The 20,799-nt window shown below is 60.6% G+C and carries 3 protein-coding genes; 2 read left to right on the plus strand and 1 reads right to left on the minus strand.

The window, feature by feature from the left end; all coding sequences use genetic code 11:
- Positions 1-44 precede the first annotated feature (44 nt).
- Positions 45-14,840 (minus strand): autotransporter-associated beta strand repeat-containing protein, encoded by a 14,796-nt coding sequence (locus AB4Z20_RS13635; RefSeq protein WP_442090093.1) that lies wholly within the window; start codon positions 14,838-14,840, stop codon positions 45-47.
- A 488-nt stretch (positions 14,841-15,328) separates the two neighbouring features.
- On the opposite strand from AB4Z20_RS13635, the gene AB4Z20_RS13640 reads away from it, so the two are divergent.
- Both AB4Z20_RS13640 and AB4Z20_RS13645 read left to right on the plus strand, forming a co-directional pair.
- Positions 15,329-18,013 (plus strand): bifunctional diguanylate cyclase/phosphodiesterase, encoded by a 2,685-nt coding sequence (locus AB4Z20_RS13640; RefSeq protein WP_442090094.1) that lies wholly within the window; start codon positions 15,329-15,331, stop codon positions 18,011-18,013.
- A 298-nt stretch (positions 18,014-18,311) separates the two neighbouring features.
- A complete protein-coding gene (locus AB4Z20_RS13645) occupies positions 18,312-20,405 on the plus strand; it encodes a putative bifunctional diguanylate cyclase/phosphodiesterase (RefSeq protein WP_253474829.1) in 2,094 nt (697 codons plus the stop codon).
- Positions 20,406-20,799: the final 394 nt, after the last annotated feature.

Genomic DNA, 20,799 nt, shown 5'->3' on the forward strand with positions numbered 1-20,799 from the left:
ACCGGGCGATCGCAACCGCGATCTCGGCAACTCGTCAGCCTCCCCTACCAGGACCAGCGCACTCCGACGCTAACCTGCTGCTGACTCACATCGTTGCCTCCCAGGTTCGCGCCTATTACCGAAGCTGTGCCAAATACCCTCAGATCCTGAGTGACCTGGGCCTCCAGCCCCACATCCAGTGTTGCGTTCAATCCCAGGTCATGCCCAGAGAAGTTCTGCCGAGTCCCGCCTGGCAGTGTGACTTCCAGGTTTGTCGAGTTCTCCCCCAGGGTGTCCTGCAACCCTACGGCCAGCCAAGGCGTTAGGGTCGCGCCGCCATCTGTCTTGACGGTCTTTTCGACGCGCACCGCGGTCCTCACTAACCCCAGTACATCGTCCTTTATATTCAGTTGCTTGCCGCTTGAGTCAGTCTTGTCGTCCCAGCGCATTTGGATGGCACTCGCTTGGAACTGCGGCTCTACTACCCATCCGTTGCTCAGGGGATATCGGTGCCCCACTTGCCCACTGAGACTCAAGATGTCGCCGCGTATCTGCTCACTGAAGCCATCGGCCGAGCGGACATGTGTATCGGGCAGCAGAACCGTCAGGCTCATGTCGGCATAGGTGCCGTTCTGCCAATCCAGGCTTCCATAGGCGCCAAACGCCAGTGCTTCCATGTCCACATTGGATCTGCCCACACTCACCAGACCGGTCGAACTGTCACCTGTGGTCGAGTAATTGCCCTGCTGCTGGCCGATGAACAGGCCACCACGCATGCGGTAAGCCTGTTCGTCCACAAACAGGTGGTCGTAGCCGGCATATAGCCCTGTGCTGTTGCCATCGAATTCAAACCCCGGATTCGATTCCATCGACAAGTGACTGCCGATGGTGGCCAGCCACAGCCCTTCGCAGGTGCCGAACCACTCCAGACCAATGCGCGTGCGTTCTTCCTCGCTGCGATTGCAGTAGGGGTTATCTCCACGGCCTCCGGCCATGCGGTCAAACAGCAGTCGGTTGTTATCCAGAGTCATGCTGTAGCCGATATCCGGCACCACCGTATAGCCGGGAATCTCCGGCAACAGCAGCTTGTCGGCCGAGCTCAAATACCAGTCCGAGTCGTTCTTGCCCTGAGCGAAATTCCAAGCCAGGACACTGCCGTTTAAACGCACGGTCTGGTCCGAAACGAAGCCTCCGGCGGTTGACGGATTGTCATTGGGGCTGCTGATGACTCGGATCGTTGCCCCTGGCTGGGCCTCAGTACCATCGTTGGCGAAACTGACGCGAGTCGTACCGACCACATCACCGCCTATGTCCAACCCACCAGACGTACCGGCGGAGGCAGCGACCTGCACGTCGAGGGCACCGTTACCGCTGTAGTCGCCGCTGATCGCCAGACGGTGCGATCCGACATCAATCTGGCCGTCGTTATGAACGCTTCCTCCAACATTTGCACCGGCGCGCGCGAGCAGGCGCGAAGTGCTGCCAATGGTCAGTAGACCACCGTTCAGGTCGAGCGGACTGGCCAGCGAGAAGACGCTGCTGTCGGCTAATTCGACCCGCTCCCAATTGTTCAGCACCGGAGCACCGGTACTGAGGTCCAGACCGCTGAAACTGAGGCGGTCATCGCCATCCCCCCCACCCAGACTGCGTAGACCGCTCAGATCGCCGCCGATGAAGCTGACCGAGTCATTACCGGCACCGAAGTCCAGCATGCCGCGCACAGTGCCTCTCGAGGTGAAGCTATCATCTGCGGCGGTACCGCTGTAACTGCCCTGCGCGTCGAGCGTGGCACCGCCGGCGACCGTCGTGTTTTGCGCCACGACGCTGCCGTTGGCGCCCACGATCAAGGTGCCGGCGAGCACATTGACCGTGATGAATTCCGACCCCAACGGGCCGTTGATGTTGAGCACGCCGACATCGGTCTTGTTCAGGGTCTCGAAGCTCTGCACCGCGCCCAGGTCAGCACTCACCGAGATGTCGGCATTGAAGACGTCAGTGCCTGCACCTGCTGCCACCGTGCCCAGGAGGTTGGTGCCGTCGTGGATGGTCAGCGTATCGTCGCCATCACCCAATGCAAAGATCCCGCTCCCGGTATCGAGTGTGCCGGCGACATCCAGCACGTCGTTACCCGCACCCAGATCGCCGCTGGACAGCAGCGTGCCGCCCGCACCGATCGACACCGTATTGGTGCCGGCGCTGCCGGTGAGCGTCGCGACCGTGCCACCGACTGCCTGCAACCTGCCATCGACATTCAGCGTGGTGTTGTCACCCAGCGTGACGGTCGGCGTATTCAACGTGCCATTCACGTTCAGGGTGCCGGCATTGAGCGCGGTACCACCAGAGAAGTTACTGGTGCCGACCAGGGTCGCGACGCCGATATTGTCTTTGGTGAGGAATTCGAAGTTGGTTGTGTTGACGCTGTCGAATGTCATCGACGCGGCATTGTTCAACACCACCGTATCGCCGATGGCGTGGCCGCCGCCGTCAATCACGGCAGCCAGCACCGCGCCGTCGTTCAAGGTCAGCGTGTCGTCACCGTCACACAGATCGATGGTGCCGCTACCACTGACGGTACCCGACACGCTCATCGTGTCGTTGCCGGCACCGCAGCCGTAGCTGCCATCCACATTCAACGTCGCACCGCTGCCCACCACGGTAGCGAGCGTGTTGCCAGCGGTCGCCACCACACCGGCGTTGGGGCCGACATTCAGGGTACCGCCCAGCACGCTGACTTCCTGGAGATCGGTTGCGCCCGGTCCGTTGATGTTGAGCACGCCGGTTCCGGTCTTGGTCACCCCTTCGAAGTTCAGCAATTCGCCCAGGTTGGCGGTCAGGTTGATGTCGTAGACGCGGGTGTCCAGCCCCGCGCCGCCATCGACCGTGCCCAGCACCACAGTGGCGTCGTGGACCACGAAACGGTCGTCGCCATCACCCAATGCAAAGGTCCCGCTCCCGGTGTCGAATGTGCCGGCGACATCCAGCACGTCGTTGCCCGCGCCCAGGTCGCCACTGGCCAGCAGCGTGCCGCCCGCACCGATCGACACCGTATTGGTGCCGGCGCTGCCGGTGAACGTCGCGACCGTGCCACCGACTGCCTGCAACCTGCCGTCGACATTCAGCGTGGTGTTGTCACCCAGCGTGACGGTCGGCGTATTCAACGTGCCATCCACGTCCAGGGTGCCGGCATTGAGCGCGGTCCCACCGGAGAAGGTACTGGTGCCGACCAGGGTCGCGACGCCGATATTGTCTTTGGTGAGGAATTCGAAGTTGGTTGTGTTGACGCCGTCGAATGTCATCGAAACTGCGTTGTTCAACACGACAGTATCGCCGGCGCCATTCGTGCCACCGTCGATGACGTTGTTCAGTACCGCGCCATCGTTGAGGGTCAGCGTGTCGTCACCGTCACACAGATCGATGGTGCCGCTACCACTGACAGTGCCCGACACGCTCATCGTGTCGTTGCCGGCACCGCAGCCGTAGCTGCCGTCCACATTCAACGTCGCACCGCTGCCCACCACGGTAGCGAGCGTGTTGCCAACGGTCGCCACCACACTGGCGCTGGGGCCAACATTCAGGGTACCGCCCAGCACGCTGACTTCCTGGAGATCGGTTGCGCCCGGCCCGTTGATGTTGAGCACGCCGGTTCCGGTCTTGGTCACACCTTCGAAGTTCAGCAATTCGCCCAGGTTGGCGGTCAGGTTGATGTCGTAGACGCGGGTGTCCAGCCCCGCGCCGCCATCGACCGTGCCCAGCACCACAGTGGCGTCGTGGACCACGAAACGGTCGTCGCCATCACCCAGTGCAAAGGTCCCGCTCCCGGTGTCGAATGTGCCGACGACATCCAGCACGTCGTTACCCGCGCCCAGATCGCCACTGGCCAGTAGCGTGCCGCCCACACCGATCGACACCGTATTGGTGCCGGCGCTGCCGGTGAGCGTCGCCGCCGTACCGCCGACTGCCTGCAACCTGCCGTCGACATTCAGCGTGGTGTCGTCACCCAGCGTGACGGTGGGTGTATTCAACGTGCCGTCCACGTCCAGGGTGCCGGCATTGAGCGCGGTCCCGCCGGAGAAGGTACTGGTGCCGGCCAGGGTCGCGACGCCGATATTGTCCTTGGTGAGGAATTCGAAGTTGGTTGTGTAGCCGCCGTCGAATGTCATCGAAGCCGCATTGTTCAACACGACAGTGTCGCCGGCGCCATTCGTGCCGCCGTCGATGACGTTGTTCAGCACCGCGCCATCGTTGAGGGTCAGTGTGTCGTCGCCGGCGGCCAGGTCGATGCTGCCACTGCCGCTGACCGTTCCGGACACGTCGAAGCTGTCGTTGCCCGCACTACCGGTGTAGCTGCCATCGACATTCAAGGTCGTGCCACTCGCCACCGTCGTGGTGAGCACGCCGTTGATCGCACCGCCGGCACCGATGTCCAGCGTGCCCCCCTCCACATTGACGACAGTGAAGCTCGAGCTCGCGGGCCCATCGACGTGGAACGTGCCTGTGTTGGTCTTGGTCAGGGTCTCGAAATTAATCGCGCCGCCCAACGTGGCGGTGCCTGTGATGTCCGCCAGGAAGGTATCAGTGCCCGCCCCTCCGTCCACGGCATTCGCCAGGCCCGACAGATCGGCGCCGTCCTGGACAGTGAAGGTGTCGTCGCCGTCGAGCAGGTCCACGGTACCCGTACCGGTTACCATACCGGCTACGATCATAGTGTCGTTACCGCTCGTGCCGGTGAAGCTGCCGTCCACGTTCAACGTCGCGCCGTTGCCGACCGTGGTGTCCTGCACTGATACCGTGGCGCTTGGACCGATATTCAGCGTGCCGCCGAGCACGTCGACTTGCAGCAGGTCGGTCGCGGCGGGGCCGTTGATGTTAAGAGTGCCGATACCGGTCTTGGTCACGCCTTCGAAGTTGACCAATGCGCCCAGATCGGCGGTCAGATTGATGTCGTAGACGCGGGTGTCCAGGCCGGCACCACCGTCGATGGTGCCGATGATATTGGTGCCGTCGTGCACGATGAAGCTATCGTTGCCATCTCCCAGCGCGAAGGTTCCGCCCTGCGTATCGAGCGTGCCGACCACGTCGAGCACATCGTTACCGACGCCCAGGTCGCCACTGGCCAGCAGTGTGCCGCCCACCCCCACGGTGACGGTATTGATACCCACACTGCCGGTGATCGTCGCGGCCGTACCGCCCGCGCCCTGCAGCGAACCATCGACATTGAGCGTCGTGCTGTCGGCCAGCGTCACGGTTGGCGTAGTCAGGGCACCGTCCACATCCAGCATACCGCCGTTGATGGTGGTGCCGCCGCTGAAGCTCTGTGTCCCGGTTAACGTCGCCGTGCCGGTGTTGTCCTTCTGAAGCAATTCGAAGTTGATCGTGTTGCCGGCGTCGAAGCTCAATACATTGGCGTTGTTCAGCACGACGATGTCGCCTGCGCCATGCGCGCCGCCGTCGATGACGTTGTTCAGCAGCGCGTCGTCGTTGAGGGTCAGCGTGTCGTCGCCGGCGGCCAAGTCGATGGTACCAGTGCCACTGACCGTGCCGGACACATCGAGGCTGTCGTTGCCCGCGCTGCCTGTGTAGACGCCATCGACATTCAAGGTCGCGCCGCTTGCCAGCGTCGTGGTGACCACGCCGTTGATCGCGCCGGCGGCACCGACATCCAGCGTGCCGCCGAGGACATTGACCGTGGTGAACGACGAAGACGCCGGGCCGTCGACATTGAGCGTGCCGATGTTGGTCTTGGTCAGCGTCTCGAAGTTGACCACGCCACCCAGGATCGCACTGCCGGCGATGTCGGCCAACACCGTATCCGTTCCGTTTCCGCCACTCAGCGCGTTGGCCAGACCCGACAGGTCCGCGCCGTCGTTTAGGGTCAACGTGTCGTCGCCGTCACACAGATCGATGGTGCCGCTGCCTGTCACCGCGCCGCCAACAGTCATTGTGTCGTTGCCGGTGCCGCAGCCGTAACTGCCGTCCACGTTGAGGGTGGCGCCACTCGCAACAAGCGTGCTGAACGGACTACCGTCGTCGGGCCCCGCCACGATGCCATCCGGTCCGACGTTCAACGTGCCCTCCAGCACGTTGACGCTCTGGATGGTAGACGGGAACAACACGCCGTCGGTATCGCCGTTGATGTTGAGGGTGCCGCTCCCGGTCTTGGTCAGGACTTCAAACTGCACCAGTGCGCCGAGATCAGCAGTCAGGTTGATATCGGCGATAGCGGTGTCGGTGCCATCGCCGCCGTAGACGACGCCATCCACCCTCCCCCCATCGTGCAGAGTGAACAAATCGTCGCCGTCACCCAGCGAGAGCACGCCGCTGAAGTTGCCGCCATTCGTGTTGAGTTCACCGTACACGTCCAACACGTCGTTGCCGCCCGCCAAGTCGCCTGTCGCGAACAGCAAGCCGCCAGCCCCGATCGTTACCGTGTTGACGTCTTCGTCACCTAAGATGACCGCTTCGGCGCCATTGAAGCCTCGTACCACGCCGTCAACGTTGAACGTCGTGCCGCCGAGCAGAAGCATATTCGACGTCTCCAGCGTACCGTCTACATCCAGCGTGCCCGCCATCACATTGACGCTGTTGAAACCCTGGGTTCCGATCAAGGTCGCGATACCCGCGTTTTCCTTTCGCAGGAGCTCGAAGTTGGTCGTGTTGCCAACGTCGAACGTAAAGGCATTGGCGTTGTTCAGCAGCACAATATCGCCGACGGTTATGGAGTTGCCGCCGCTGACGACGTTGCTCAGTACCGCGCCGTCGTTGAGGGTCAGCGTGTCATCGCCGTCACACAGGTCGATGGTGCCGATGCCCGACACCGTGCCGGACACTGTCATGGAATCGTCGCCATCGCCGCAGCCATAGCTGCCGCCGACGTTCAAGGTGGCGCCGCTGCCAACCACGGTGCTGAGCGTGCTGCCCAGGGTCGCCGTCACGCTGCCGGCGGGCCCGATGTTCAACGTACCGCCCAGCACGCTGACTTCCTGCAGATCGGTCGCGCCGGGGCCGTTGAGGTTGAGAGTGCCGGTACCGGTCTTGGTCACGCCTTCGAAGTTGAGCAACTGGCCCAGGTCGACGGCCAGATTGATGTCGTAGACGCGGGTATCCACGCCGGCGCCACCGTCGATGGTGCCGATGACATCAGTGCCGTCGTGCACCGTGAAGGTGTCGTCGCCATCGCCCAGCGCGAAGGTTCCGCCCAGCGTATCGAGCGTGCCAACCACATCGAGCACATCGTCGCCGGCCCCGAGGTCGCCGGTCGCGTCCAGCGTGCCATTGACCGCCACCGTATTGATGCCGGCGCTGCCAGTAATCGTCGCGGCCGTACCGCCCGCGCCCTGCAGCGAACCATCGACATTGAGCGTCGTATTGTCGGCAAGCGTCACGGTCGGCGTAGTCAGTGCGCCTTCCACATCCAGCGTGCCGCCATTGATCGCGGTGCCGCCGCTGAAGCTCTGTGTCCCGGTCAGCGTCGCCGTGCCGGTGTTGTCCTTCTGCAGGAATTCGAAGTTGACGATGCTGCCGCCATTGAGGGCAAGTGCACCGGCGTTGTTCAACACGACCGTGTCGCCTGCGCCATGCGCGCCACCGTCGAGTGGATTGGCCAGCCCACTCAGGTCAGCGCCGTCATTCAAGGTCAGTACGTCGTCGTCGCCGAGCAGGTTGATCGTGCCCGTGCCATTGACCGTGCCCGACACGGTGAACGTGTCGTTGCCTGCGGTGCCTTGGTACGTCCCGTCCACGGTCATGGTCGCGCCCGAGGACACCACGGTGGTTTGCGGATCGACGATCGTCCCCGCGGCGATGTTCAGCGTCCCACCCTGCACCAGCACCGTATCGAACTGCGAAGTCACCGGGCCGTTGATGTTGAGCGTGCCGACATTGGATTTGATCAAGGTTTCGAAATTGACCGCGCCCCCCAGGGCCGCGGTGGTGGCGATGTCAGCCGTCAGCGTATCGATGCCGAGGCCGCCGTTGATCGCCGTCGTCAGACCGCTTAGGTCAGCGCCATCCTGTAGCGTTAGCTGATCGTCGCCATTGAGCATGTCGACGGTGCCTGTCCCCGCTACATTGCCTGCAACGGTGAGGCTGTCAGAACTTGTGGTGAAACCCAGGCTGCCGTTGACGTTCAGCACCGCGCCGCTGGCGACCGTCGCGTCGGATACGCCGGTGAAGCCTGCAGCGGCATTGATGTTCAACATGCCGGCCAGCACGTTGACGGTCGTGAAGTCCGAACCCGTCGGGCCATTGAAGTTGAGTGCGCCGACGCCGGTCTTGGTCAGGGTTTCAAACCCTTGCACTGCGCCCACGTCTGCGCTGGTACTGATATCAGTGGCGAAAGTATCGGTGCCCGTACCCGCCGTCACGGCGCCGATGATGTGGGTGCCGTCGTGGATGCTCAGCGTGTCATCGCCGCCGCCGAGTGCGAAAGCACCGCCGCCGGTGTCGAGCGTGCCGACCACGTCCAGGACATCGTTGCCGCCATCCAGATCGCCACTGGCGACCAGGTTGCCGCCAGCCGCCACCGTCAAGGTATTCGCGCCGGCACTGCCGGTGAGCGTGGCCGCTGCTCCGCCAACACCCTGCAGCGAGCCATCGACATTGAGCGTCACATTGTCGGCCAGACTCACCGATGGCGTTTCCAGTGCCCCTACCACATTCATCCCGCCGCCGTTGATCGTGGCACCGACACTGAAGCTTGTACTGCCGGTCAGGGTGGTGACGCCGCTGTTCTGCTTGAGCAGGCTTTCGAAACCCGCGGTCGCGCCGCCGTTGAAAGTCAGCGCCAAGGCATTGTCGAGCAGCAACTGGTCGTTGCCGATTCCGGCGTTGATGCCCACGCCGCTGATCGCGGCGCCGTCACGCAGGGTCAAGGTTTCGTCCCCCGCGCCCAGATCGAGGGCGGCGCCACCAGCGTTGAGCGTACCCGCGAGGATGACGTTGTCGGTGCCGTTGCCAAGGCTGCCGTTTGCTTGCAGCGTTGCGCCGCTGTTGATGTTGATTGTGTTGGCGCCGGCGCTGCCGGTGAGGATGGCGGTCGTCCCGCTCATGCCCCGTACCGTGCCATCCACGTTCAAGGTGGTGGCATCGGTCATCGATAGGGTCGAGGTATCAAGCGTGCCGTTCACATCCAGCGTGCCGCCGTTGATCGCGGTACCGGCACTGTAATTCTGGTTACCGGTCAAGGTCAGCGTGCCCGCGTTCTGCTTGGTCAGTTGCTCGAAGCCACTGAAACCACCGAAGGTCTTCGCCAGGGCGTCGTTGATCACCAGGCTGTCGGCGGTGCCGGCACCCGCGTCGACGCCGGCGCCGTTGATCACTCCGTCATTGATGGTCAGGGTGTCGTTGCCAGCGCCCAGGTTCAACACCGCGGCACCCGTATCCAGTGTGCCGGTCACGGTAAGGGCATCGCTGCCGTCGCCCAGGTCGCCGCTGGCGCGCAGGGTCGCACCGCTGTTGACGTTGATCGTGCTGACGCCTGCGTCACCGGTGATTGCGGCAGTCGTTCCGCCCGCCGCCTGCACCGTGCCGTCCACGTTGAGAGTCGAGGTGCCAGTCATGGCGATGGAGCTGGTGTTCAGCACGCCATTCACGCCCAGTGTGCCCGCGCTCACCGTGGTGGCACCGATGCTGTTGTCCGCGGTCAGCGTGGTGGTGCCGGTGCCGATTTGAGCAAAAGTACCCGGACCGCTCAGGGTGGCATTGAAGATGACCGTGTCACTGCGGTTCATCGACAACCTCGAGGTCGCCGCATCGACGATCACGTTGCCGGTGCCGAGATTGCCCGACGTGTTGCCGTCGCCGATCGTCAGGTTGCCGTCGTTGATGACGGTGTTGCCGGTGTACGTGTTATTGCCGGTCAGGGTCCAGGAGCCGCTGCCGTTCTTGGCCAGCGTGGTGATACCGGTGCCGCTGTTGCCGATCACACCGGCCACGGTGTTGTTGCCAGTGTTGGTGCCGCCCAGGGCAACGGTGCGCGCCAAGTTCGGACTCAATAGCCCGATCGTGCCGGTATTGGTGAAGTTGACTGCGCCCGTACCCGACGACTCGAGGAACGAAACGCCGCTCGCCAGCGTGAACAGTCGATTGCTGCTGTCGCCCGCGCCGGTGTAGCGCAGGGTCGAGCCATTGCCGATCACCAGATTGGAGGCCGCACTGGACGCTGCACCGATACCGCTGGCCGCGCCGCCATTGCTGAGTTTGCTGACCCCAAGCACGCCGCCGCTGATGGTGGTGACACCGGTGTAGCTGCTGTTATTGTTGGTCAGGATCCAGGTGCCGGTGCCGGTCTTGGTCAGCGAGCTGACGCCCGCGCCGTTGTTGTCGAGCTGTGCCGACAGCGTGTTGTTGTCGGTGTTGGTACCGTTAAGCGTCAACGTGCGCGCGACGCCGGTGCCGCTCAACGCAATGGCGCCGACGCTGGTCAGGTTCCATGCGCCTGTGCCCGAGGAATCCAGCGTGCCACCGCCCGCGCCGAGCGTGAACAGGCGGTCGCTGCTTTGGCCCGCGCCGCTGTAAGACAGGGTGGCGCCACCGTTGATGACCAGATTGCTTGCGGCCGCGCTGCTGGCTCCGGTACCACTGTTGCTGCCGCCGTCGGCCACGCAGTCGACGGCCAGGGTGCCGCCGTTGATGGTAGTGGTGCCGGTGTAGCCGTTGTTGCATCCGGTCATTCGCTGGGTCTGCGCGCCGTTCTTGACCAGGTTGCCGGTGCCATTGATGTTGCCTGCATAGGCAACGCCAGCTGTATTGTTGCCGGTGTTGATCGTCAGCGTCTGCCCGCCCAGGTTGATGTTGCCGCCCGTGGTGCCGCCACCTTGCAACCAGGTGAACGACGGATTGAAACCGTTCGCATCCAGCGTGGCGCCAGCCACGTTACCCATGTTCAGGTAGCCGCTGCCAAAGGCCGTGGCTGAGCCGGCGCGCAGGATACCGGCCTGATCAACCACCGTGCCGCCGGTATACGTATTGTTGCCGGACAGCACCAGCGTGCCGGGCCCTCTCTTGTACAGGGTGCCGGCGCCACCCACCGCCCCACTGATGCCCAGGGTGGTCGTCGCATTGGTGACGTTAAGCACGCCAAACCCGCTCTGTATTGTGAGTCCGTGATCGATGTTGACGCTGCCACCGGTGTAATTGAGAGAACCGCTATTGAACAGTAGGTTGGAAGCAGCGCCAGTCGCTGCGCCAATACCGCTTGCCTGCCCGCCATTGGCCAGACAATCGACGGTAATCTGGCTGCTGCTGTTGATGGCGGTGGCGCCGGTGTACGTATTGTTGCAACCGGACATGACCTGAACGCCACCAGCCTGCGTGTAGCCGCCGCTACCACTGATGACTCCGCCGTAGCTCCCGCCGGCGAGCGCCGTTAGTGTGGCGGAGCCCAGGTTCACGTTGCCAAGACCCTGGAGCGCCCCGATCGAGGTGTTGAAACCATTGAGATCCGCCGTGGCTCCGCTCGCCACGCTCAGGTTGTTATTTGTGCTGCCAAAAGCCGTGGTAGACCCTGCGCGCAGCGTGCCGGCAGTGACCGAGGTACCGCCCGAGTAGGTATTGGTGCCGGAGAGCACCAGGGTGCCCGCCCCGTCCTTGCGAAAACCATCATCACCCACTGCCGTACCGCTGACAGTCAAGGTGGTGGCCGCGTTGCTGACACCAATGGCACCCACGCTGCCGCCAGCACCGGGGGTGCCGAGGGTGAAGCCACGATCAGTGCTGGTCGTACCACCGAGGTAATCGAGTGTGCCGCCATTGAGGATGAGATTGCCCGAGGCATTGCTGGACGCACCGATGCCACTGACCAGGCCGCCAGCGGCCAGGGTGTTGACCGCCAGCGTGCCTCCGGTGACGGAGGTGATGCCGGTGTAGTCGTTGCCCGCGTTGCCCAGCGTCAGCGTGCCGGCGCCGGTCTTGGTGAAATTGGCGCCATCGGTGCTGGTGACCAGGCCGTTGAGACTCAGGTTGCTGGCGGCACTGGTGACATCGACGGTACTGCCCAGGATTGCGCCGGATTTGGCGATGGTGAAACCGCGGTCGCTGGTCGTCGTAAGACCGGTGTAGCGCAGTGTGCTGCCTCCCAGGAACAGGTTGGACGACGCCGCAGACGAGGCGCCGATGCCGCTCGCCGTACCGCCGTTGGTGATGTTGCCGACCGAGAGGATCCCCTGCGATACGGTGGTGGCGCCGGTGTGGGTGTTGTTGGCATTAGTCAGCGTGACCAGCCCGGTGCCGGCCTTGGTGAAGCCAATGCTGCCGCCGTTATCGACGATCTGGGACGCGATGGTAAAGTTTCCGGTTCCGTTCTGCTGGATACCCAGCACACCACCGCCGGAGGTACCGGTGAGCGAACCTCCCGTGATTGTCTGATTGGTGGCCCCGACCGACGGTGCGACGATGATGGTGCCGTCCACACCTAGGGTATTACCGGCGCCCACGGTCACGGTGGAGTTGGCTGCCGCGGTGTACTGCAAGCCGCCGATCTGCTTGCTGCCGCTCACCGTGCCGGAATAAGGCGAGTTCGCAGTGCCACCGGCATCGCTGAGGATCTCGTTGTTCAGCCAGGTGGACGCGTTGTCCTTGTTGACATAGTCAGCCGTGGTGAAAGCAAGGATGTTGCCACCGACCACCTTGGCGTAATTGGTGCCATTGACCGTGGCCCAACCGCCCAGGGTGCTATTGGTGGTGGTGAGGTTGCCGCTGCCCGGCAGGTTGAAGTTGACCAGGCCACTGGTGCGGGTGATCGCCCCCAGGTTGAGCGCCATGCTGCCGCCGGTGCCGGATGTCGCGCCGATCGTGTTGTTGCCTCCGGTGACGGAGAGACCGTTGAACGTCTGCGTGTTGGCCTCGCCAGCAGCACCGATCGCATTGAGCACCCCGCCGCCCATGTTCAGGGTCGAGGCGCTGGAAATGATGTTGCTGGTGGGCGCGGTGGCTGCACCGTAGTCCAACCGCAGCGTGCCGCCGTTGATCGTGGTCGCGCCCGTATAGGTGTTGGTCCCAGTGAGGGTCTGCGTGCTGGCTCCGGTCTTGACGAGGCCGCCGCTGCCGGTGACGTTGCCGGCGTAGGCGGTACTGATACCCGCAGCATCGTTCAGGGTCAGCGTCCCCGATCCCAGGTCGACGGTGCCGCCCGTACCGGCCAACGAGCGCACCGTGATGTTCAGATCGTTGAGGTCCAGCGTACCCCCGCTGTTCACGGCGACCCCACTGGTTGCTCCAAAGGCCGTGGTGCTACCGGCGCGGAGCGTGCCGCCATTGACCGTGGTGCTGCCGGTGTAGGTATTGGCGCCACTGACCACCCAGGTGGAGGCGTCGCTCTTGGCCAGGCCGCCAGTACCAGAAATGACGCCCGAGAAGAGGTTGTCGGTACCCACGTAACTGCCGCCGAGCGTGCCGGTGTTGGTGAGCGCCAGGGTGCCGCTGAGCGCAAGCGCGCCGGTGCCGTCGTTGTTGATCGCGCCGCCGTTTAGCCCCCATGTCCGATTACTGCTGTCGCCAGCGCCGGTGTAGGTCACTGCGCCATTGGTGATGCCGATTGCATTCCCCACCGCGCCGGCGCCAAAGGAACTGGCGGTGCCGATGTCCTTGAACGAACCGGCCCGCACGGTTACGCCGTTGATGCCGGTCGCGGTCGTATACGTATTGACGTTGCCAAGCGTGATGGTTCTTCCGGCGCTACCGGTATAGGAGACCAACCCATTGCCTGAAATGATGCCCAGCAATGACATGTCGGCCGAATTGGCATTGAAGTTAGTTCCATAGGTGCTACCACCGGCCACGACCATGTTGCCGGTCAGTGTCAACGCGCCCGTCCCAATGTTGCGGAAGGTGAGCGGCGCCACGGTGCCCGCGGCGTTGAGTTGCCAGTTGCGGTTGGAACTGCTGCCACTGCCGGTATAACTCAGTGTTGCACCAACGCCACCGCCGGACCCAAGCGTGATGGTGCCATTGGCCACCGTCGTTGCCGCACCCAGGGAACTGGCCACGCCCAGATCGGCGATGGAGTTGAACGAAAAGCTACCGCCATTCCCATTGCCGAAAATGGTCGCCCCGGTATAGGTGCTAGCGGCGTTGGTGAGGCTGACACCGCTATTGAGCCTGAGTCCGCCTGCGCCGGTGAAGCGGGCCGAGCCCACGCCGGCGCCGCTCAGCAGGACGCTGCCGCTGGTGAGGGTGATGTTCCGGCTCGTGGCGAGGGCACCTGTACTGCTCAAGCTTGTGCCGCCGGCAATGGTGACGCCGTTGCCCGCCGCACCCAGCGCGGAATCGCCGTTGAGGGTCAGGCCGCCGGCATTGACCACAACACCACCGCTGAAGGTGTTGGCGCCGTTGAGACTGAGGGTACCGGTCCCCGCCTTGGTCAAACCCGCGCTGCCAGCCAGGATCGAGTTGATCGTGGCTGCGCCAGTGACGGTGATGGTGGGCGTGATCCCCCCCAGGGTCAGGGTGCTGCCGTTGAGCGTGTAACCGGTGCTCTGGAAGGTGAGGTTGTGCACGGTGATCGGCGTGCCCAGGGTCACGGTGCCGGCGGTGCCACCGAAGAAGGCGTCGTCCAGGGCAGCGTTGTTCCAGATGCTGTAGGGGCCGCTGACACCGTCGTTGTTGGGACTCCAGAAAGCGCCGGAAAGACTCCAGGTGCCGGTACCACCGGAGCCCAGTGCCGTGCCGTTGGTATCCCAATACCGATCGGCTGCCTGCAGCATCGAGCTGAACGCCATGCCCACCGACAGCAACAAGGCGAGTATTCGGAGCCTGCGACCCCGCCGCCCACCGCTGCGACCTTTGCCATGGGATTTCGCATACTCGCTGACTGCTACGAAAGTACCTGCACGTCCATTCCAGACAAGGCGAAATACATGATTCATGGACTTTCCCTTTTTTCTTATTGGGTGTGCCCTGCCGAGCTTCCCGCTCAACAGATGCGCGCTGACCGCCCACGCAGCAAATGCACACCGATACGTCAAATCTAGGCAGAAATATCACTAAGAAAATTCTGAAAATGCGCAATTGCCCATAGCGTCGCCCAACAGGCGGTCGGAGAAATGCCCAGCGGCACATGAATTGATTGGCTAAAGTTTGCGAGCGCTCTGGAGGTTGCGCACCCTCGGGGGGCGGTTCGCGCGCGCAATGCCGAAAAAAAGAAGCTATCCGGCAGTGGCGCAACTCAAGTTAAGGGTAATGACGACCACGCGCAAAATGTCTATCCGTGGAGGATTTGGAAAGCATCCATCTTGCATGTTGCTACGAAAAATCTCGTCCGAGCAGTCAATTTTTTTCGACGCAAGTATTTCCTGACCGACTAACCTACGAAGAGTCCCGCTACGCCCTCAATTGGTTTTGTCGAGACTTCATTATGCAGTGGCCATCACATTCTTTAGCGGTCCGACTTACGGCAGGTATTGCTTCCATCATTTTGTTTGTCTATGCGCTGGCGGGGTTGGCGCTCTACCAGAGCAAACACCAGCATGAGCTTCAAGCGGTGACCACAACGGAGAACCTGGCGCGATCCTTGGCAATCAACGTTTCCGGCGTCCTTGATAAAGTTGACGTCGGCCTGTTTGCTATAACCAGCGAAGTAGAACGGCAAATGGCTGCCGGAGGCATCAATGGGGCGTTGCTGAACGGGTTTCTAACACAGCAGCAGGCGCAGATTCGGGACTGCGAAGGGCTGTGGGTGGCGGATGAGAAAGGTGATGTTCCCTGGGGAACAATAATGACCGCCGGCAAAATAACGAATATAACCGATCGAGAGTATTTCCAGCGCCTGCATGAGAATTCGCATCTCGGAATGGTGGTATCCAAGCCTGTGATAGGACGCTCCACAAAAAACTGGTCGGTCCTCCTGTCCCGACGCATCAACAACGCTGATGGCTCCTTTGCAGGTGTGGCGCTGGGTTCGTTGCGCATGATGGAATATTTCAGCAACATGTTTTCCACTATTGAGATTGGAAAGCACGGGGTCATTGCTATTCGTGATGATGAAATGGCGCTCATCGTCCGGTATCCGACAGTAGCCAATGAAAGCGGGCAAGTTGGCGCCAAGTTGGTTTCAGCCAAGGCTACAGAAGCGACTCGATCGTCCCCGGAGGCTGGGAGCTACACCGCAGTTACCCCAGTAGACGGCATCGAGCGACTCTACACCTATCGAAAAATTGCGAATTATCCTCTCTATATTTTCGTCGCAAAGAGCACCGACGACTTTCTTGTTCCCTGGCGAAAGGAAGTGGATATAACGCTTTTACTACTGGCCGTTTTCACCCTGGTTATTCTTGTTTTCACGCGCACCAGCTACAGACGTGAAACTGAATCGCGTAGGGCGAAAAAAATGGAGCTCTTTCGTACCGCGTTTCGCACCAGCCCGGATAGTCAATTCATCACCTGCCTTGAGGATGGGCGAATTCTTGAGGTCAATGACGGATTTACACCCGTATTTGGCTGGACGAGGGAGGATACTACTGGCAAAACGGTTTTTGACATCGATATCTGGCGCTATCCGGAAGAGCGTCATACGTCGGTTCGTCTCTTGCAGCAAAATGAATATTTCATTGATCGTGAAGCTGAATTTGTAAGCAAGGATGGCCGCACGTGGCCCGGTCTGGTTTCGGCGCACGTTATGACTCTGGATGACACTCTGTGCATTCAAGCGATCATCCGGGACATCAGTGACCGAAAGGCTGCCGAGCAACAGATCCAGAAACTATCGTTCTCTGACCAGCTCACGGGGCTTCCAAATCGCCGACTCTTTATGGATCGGCTGGAACAAGCATTGATTTCGAGTGCTCGCCATCAATGGATAGGCGCATTGATGTTTGTCGACCTTGATGATTTCAAGTCCATCAACGAAACCTTGGGCCACGGCCAGGGTGACTTATTCCTGAATGAAATCGCCCAACGATTGAGGCGCTGTGTACGGGAGGGCGACACCGTCGCCCGCCTTGGGGGTGACAAATTCGCTTTTATTTTGGAGAACCAGAGCACCCATCCGCAGGCGGCGGCGAGCCATGCTGAAAACATTGGCAAAAAAACGCTGCTGGAGATCGGGCAGCCTTATCAGCTGTGTACCTCTACACTGCACCGAACCTGCAGTATCGGCATTACTCTGTTTGGCGAGCAGAATGAGGATGCAAGCGAGCCCTTGAAACGCGCCGAGTTGGCCATGTACCAGGCCAAAGCGTGCGGACGCAACGTCTTGCGCTTTTTCGACCCCAAAATGCAGGCGATCGTCAGCGCGCGAATCACGCTTGAGGATGGTTTGCGCGAGGCCATCAAGCAACACCGGATCCTGTTGCACTATCAACCGCAGGTCACGGATGAAGGTCGCATTACAGGCGTGGAAGCGTTAGTGCGCTGGAAAAGCCTGCGCGACGGCATGATTTCTCCGGCAGAGTTCATTCCACTGGCAGAGGCGACTGGCTTGATTTTTCCGCTAGGCCAGCAGGTATTGATAATGGCCTGTCAGCAGTTGGCGGTATGGGCAGAGAGATCCGGATTCTCGCACCTGACCATCGCCGTCAACGTCAGTACTCGACAGTTTAATCAGGATGACTTTGTCGAACAAATACGGTCTGTACTCAATCGCAGCGGTGCCAATCCTCATCGTCTCAAGTTGGAAATTACGGAGAGTATGCTGGTCTCCAACGTCGAGGATGTGATTGCCAAGATGAATGCGCTGAAATCCATCGGTGTTGGCTTTTCGCTGGACGACTTTGGCACCGGTTACTCCTCCCTGTCGTATCTCAAGCGCCTGCCGCTGGACCAACTCAAGATCGACCAGGGATTTGTACGCGATATCCTAGTGGACCCAAACGACGCTGCGATCGCCAAGACGGTGGTCGCATTGGCAAACAGTATGAACTTGTCGGTCATTGCCGAGGGGGTTGAAACACGAGCACAGCATGACATGCTGGCTGTTATTGGTTGCCATAACTATCAGGGATATTTATTTGGTCGCCCCATGGACATAGATGCATTAGAGGATTACATCGAAGGTGGAATTGATCTAGTTCGTCTAGGCCGTTTGGGGGATCGGAACAAGTGAGTCATCTATAGTAGCGTTGAGCACGCATGATGCACCCTTCCCTCCTCTCAAAAGCAGAAGTTACACGCTCGATGAGCGTCGATTTGTCAAGCGGCATGATTCTTTCAGGGCCTGGTAAATTTAAATTCGGCGAGCACATCACCTTGATCAAAATAGAGTACTGGTGAGCAGCGTGTATTGCCTGAACGCTTACCTTTCGCAGGCAACTTTGACAGGCCACTACACCAAAGCTGATTCCTTCAGAAATTTTCCGTGCCGCCGATAACTAAAAGAGCTGGACTACACTTTCGGAGTTTCAATGCTTGTAAGCAGTTATAACGGACTATATGTCCTGCTATCCCTGATTGTCGCGATCTTGGCCTCCTATACTGCGCTGAACATGGCTGGTCGTGTCACGCGCACCCAAGGAAAAGCCTCGGCACTTTGGCTGGCTGGTGGTTCATTCGCCATGGGCACCGGCATCTGGTCAATGCATTTTATCGGTATGCTGGCCTTCCAACTGCCCATCGAATTGGGCTATGACTTGACCCTCACTGGCCTATCGCTGGTGATCGCCATCGCCTCCTCGGCCTTCGCCCTTTGGCTGGTATGCCAAAAGGAAATGCCGCTGTCCTGGCTGCTGGTGGGCGCGGTGTTGATGGGGATCGGCATTGCAGCCATGCACTATACCGGCATGGCGGCGCTGCTGATGAATCCCGTGGTGGAATACGTTCCGTCGCTGTTTGTACTGTCGGTGCTGATCGCCATCCTCGCCTCCGGAGCGGCGCTATGGATAGCCTTCCGCCTGCGCGGAGAAGGCAAGTACATCAATCGCGCGCGCCTCTGCTCCTCCCTGGTGATGGGTTGCGCCATTGTCGGAATGCACTACACAGGCATGTCAGCAGCAAAATTCCCACTGGGTAGTGTATGCGGTGCGGTCAACACAGGTATCGATAGTAAATGGCTGGTGGTGCTGGTGATTCTGGTCACCTTGGCCGTCTGCGCAATTGCCCTGATTATCTCGATGCTCGACGTCCGTACCAGCCTACTGGCCAACTCCCTTGATCGCGCCAACAGTGAGCTAGTGGAACTGGCCCTGCACGACAATCTGACACGTCTGCCCAATCGCATCCTACTCAACGACCGCCTTGAGCAGGCGATTCAGAAAGCCGCCCGGCAAAAGAGCCAGTTTGCCGTGCTGTTCATGGACTTGGACGGATTCAAAATGGTGAACGATACCTACGGCCATCACACCGGCGACCAGTTGCTGGTAGAAGTGGCTACGCGTATCAATAATGCCAAGCGCGGCGAAGATACGGGCGCGCGCTTAGGGGGCGACGAATTCGTACTGCTGATTGACCTCGCCGAGCCGGATGACGCTGCGGCTCTCGCCCAACGCCTGGTGGAAGATATCAAGGCTCCATTCGTCTTGGGGCGGCAGACAGTACATGTTTCCACAAGCATTGGTATTGCCATTTTTCCAGTCGATGGTCATACCGAGCATGAGCTTATGGTCAACGCTGATGCCGCCATGTATCACGCTAAAGAACAAGGTCGAAACTGCTACTGTTTCTTCGAAAGAACCATGAATATCAATGCCCACCAGCAACTGCAGTTGCAGCAGGATCTACGCAAGGCCCTCGAGCAGAATGAGTTCGTCCTGCACTACCAGCCGAAAATGATTGCTCCCGACGGCCCTATGACGGGTGTTGAGGCCCTGTTGCGATGGAACAGTCCAAACTGGGGCCTAGTGCCGCCCGACCGCTTTTTGCCCCTGGCCGAACGAACTGGGCTGATAGTGCCAATCGGGAATTGGGTAATAAATGAAGCCTGTCGGCAGATGGCCGAATGGCACGCCCTAGGTAAAGAAGGCTGGAATATTGCGGTCAATCTATCGACGGTACAATTGGCCAATGCAGGACTGGTTGACATCGTGCGTACAGCACTGCAAAGCAACGGTCTGCCACCTCGCTTTCTGACCCTGGAGGTAACCGAGTCTACTGCCATGCGCGACGCGGAAGCCGCGCTGATCGTCCTCGATCAGTTGTCATCGCTGGGAGTAAGTATTTCCATTGACGACTTCGGTACCGGATATTCCAGCCTGCTTTACCTCAAGCGCCTACCAGCCAATGAGCTGAAGATCGACCGAGGCTTCATCACCGAACTGGCTAAAAACAACGACGACGCGGCCATCGTTTCGGCGATAGTGGCGCTTGGCAAAACGCTGGGCCTGAGGATCGTCGCCGAGGGTGTGGAAACCTCTGAACAACAAGAGATGCTTACAGAGCTGGGTTGCGACATCTTGCAGGGTTACCTACTGGGCAAACCGATGAGCGCACAGGCGGTGCTGGAAAGCTTTAACACCTCCAAAGACTCAGGCGCAATCCTGCAGCGGCCACAGGCCCAGCACTAGCAGTACAGGCACGATTTATGTTCAAGATATCAGGTCAGGTTCTCCAACAGCTCCAAGGCTTGGTCGACATCGAACTGCTCGGCGTGCCTGACGATCCGACGCAGTTGCTCGGCCAGCCAGGGATCCGAGACCACTCAGCTTGACGGTCGGACAGTTTTGAGTCGCCGCAACAAGATTGCGTACTCGGCGGTACGAGCCTCCTACGCTCCTAATACTGGTCTAACCTTTCTTTCAGATTCCTTATTGATCCAGGTGCAGTACTGCTTGGCGCCAATCCTGGCGGTCTTGACCTGTCTTATCGATAACGGGCTGTTTGACTTCGACCGAGCCCCGGAATTGCTGCTGGGAGAGTCAGCTAAAGGCACCTGACTGGCGTTGCCCCATCCTTCTACTT

It is taken from the genome of Pseudomonas sp. KB_12, assembly GCF_052114545.1.
Taxonomy (GTDB): domain Bacteria; phylum Pseudomonadota; class Gammaproteobacteria; order Pseudomonadales; family Pseudomonadaceae; genus Aquipseudomonas; species Aquipseudomonas brassicacearum.

Bases quoted from the DNA above. Each gene is read 5' to 3' on its own strand.
- AB4Z20_RS13635 (WP_442090093.1), bottom strand. From the start codon at position 14,840: ATGAATCATGTATTTCGCCTTGTCTGGAATGGACGTGCAGGTACTTTC.
- AB4Z20_RS13640 (WP_442090094.1), top strand. From the start codon at position 15,329: ATGCAGTGGCCATCACATTCTTTAGCGGTCCGACTTACGGCAGGTATT.
- AB4Z20_RS13645 (WP_253474829.1), top strand. From the start codon at position 18,312: ATGCTTGTAAGCAGTTATAACGGACTATATGTCCTGCTATCCCTGATT.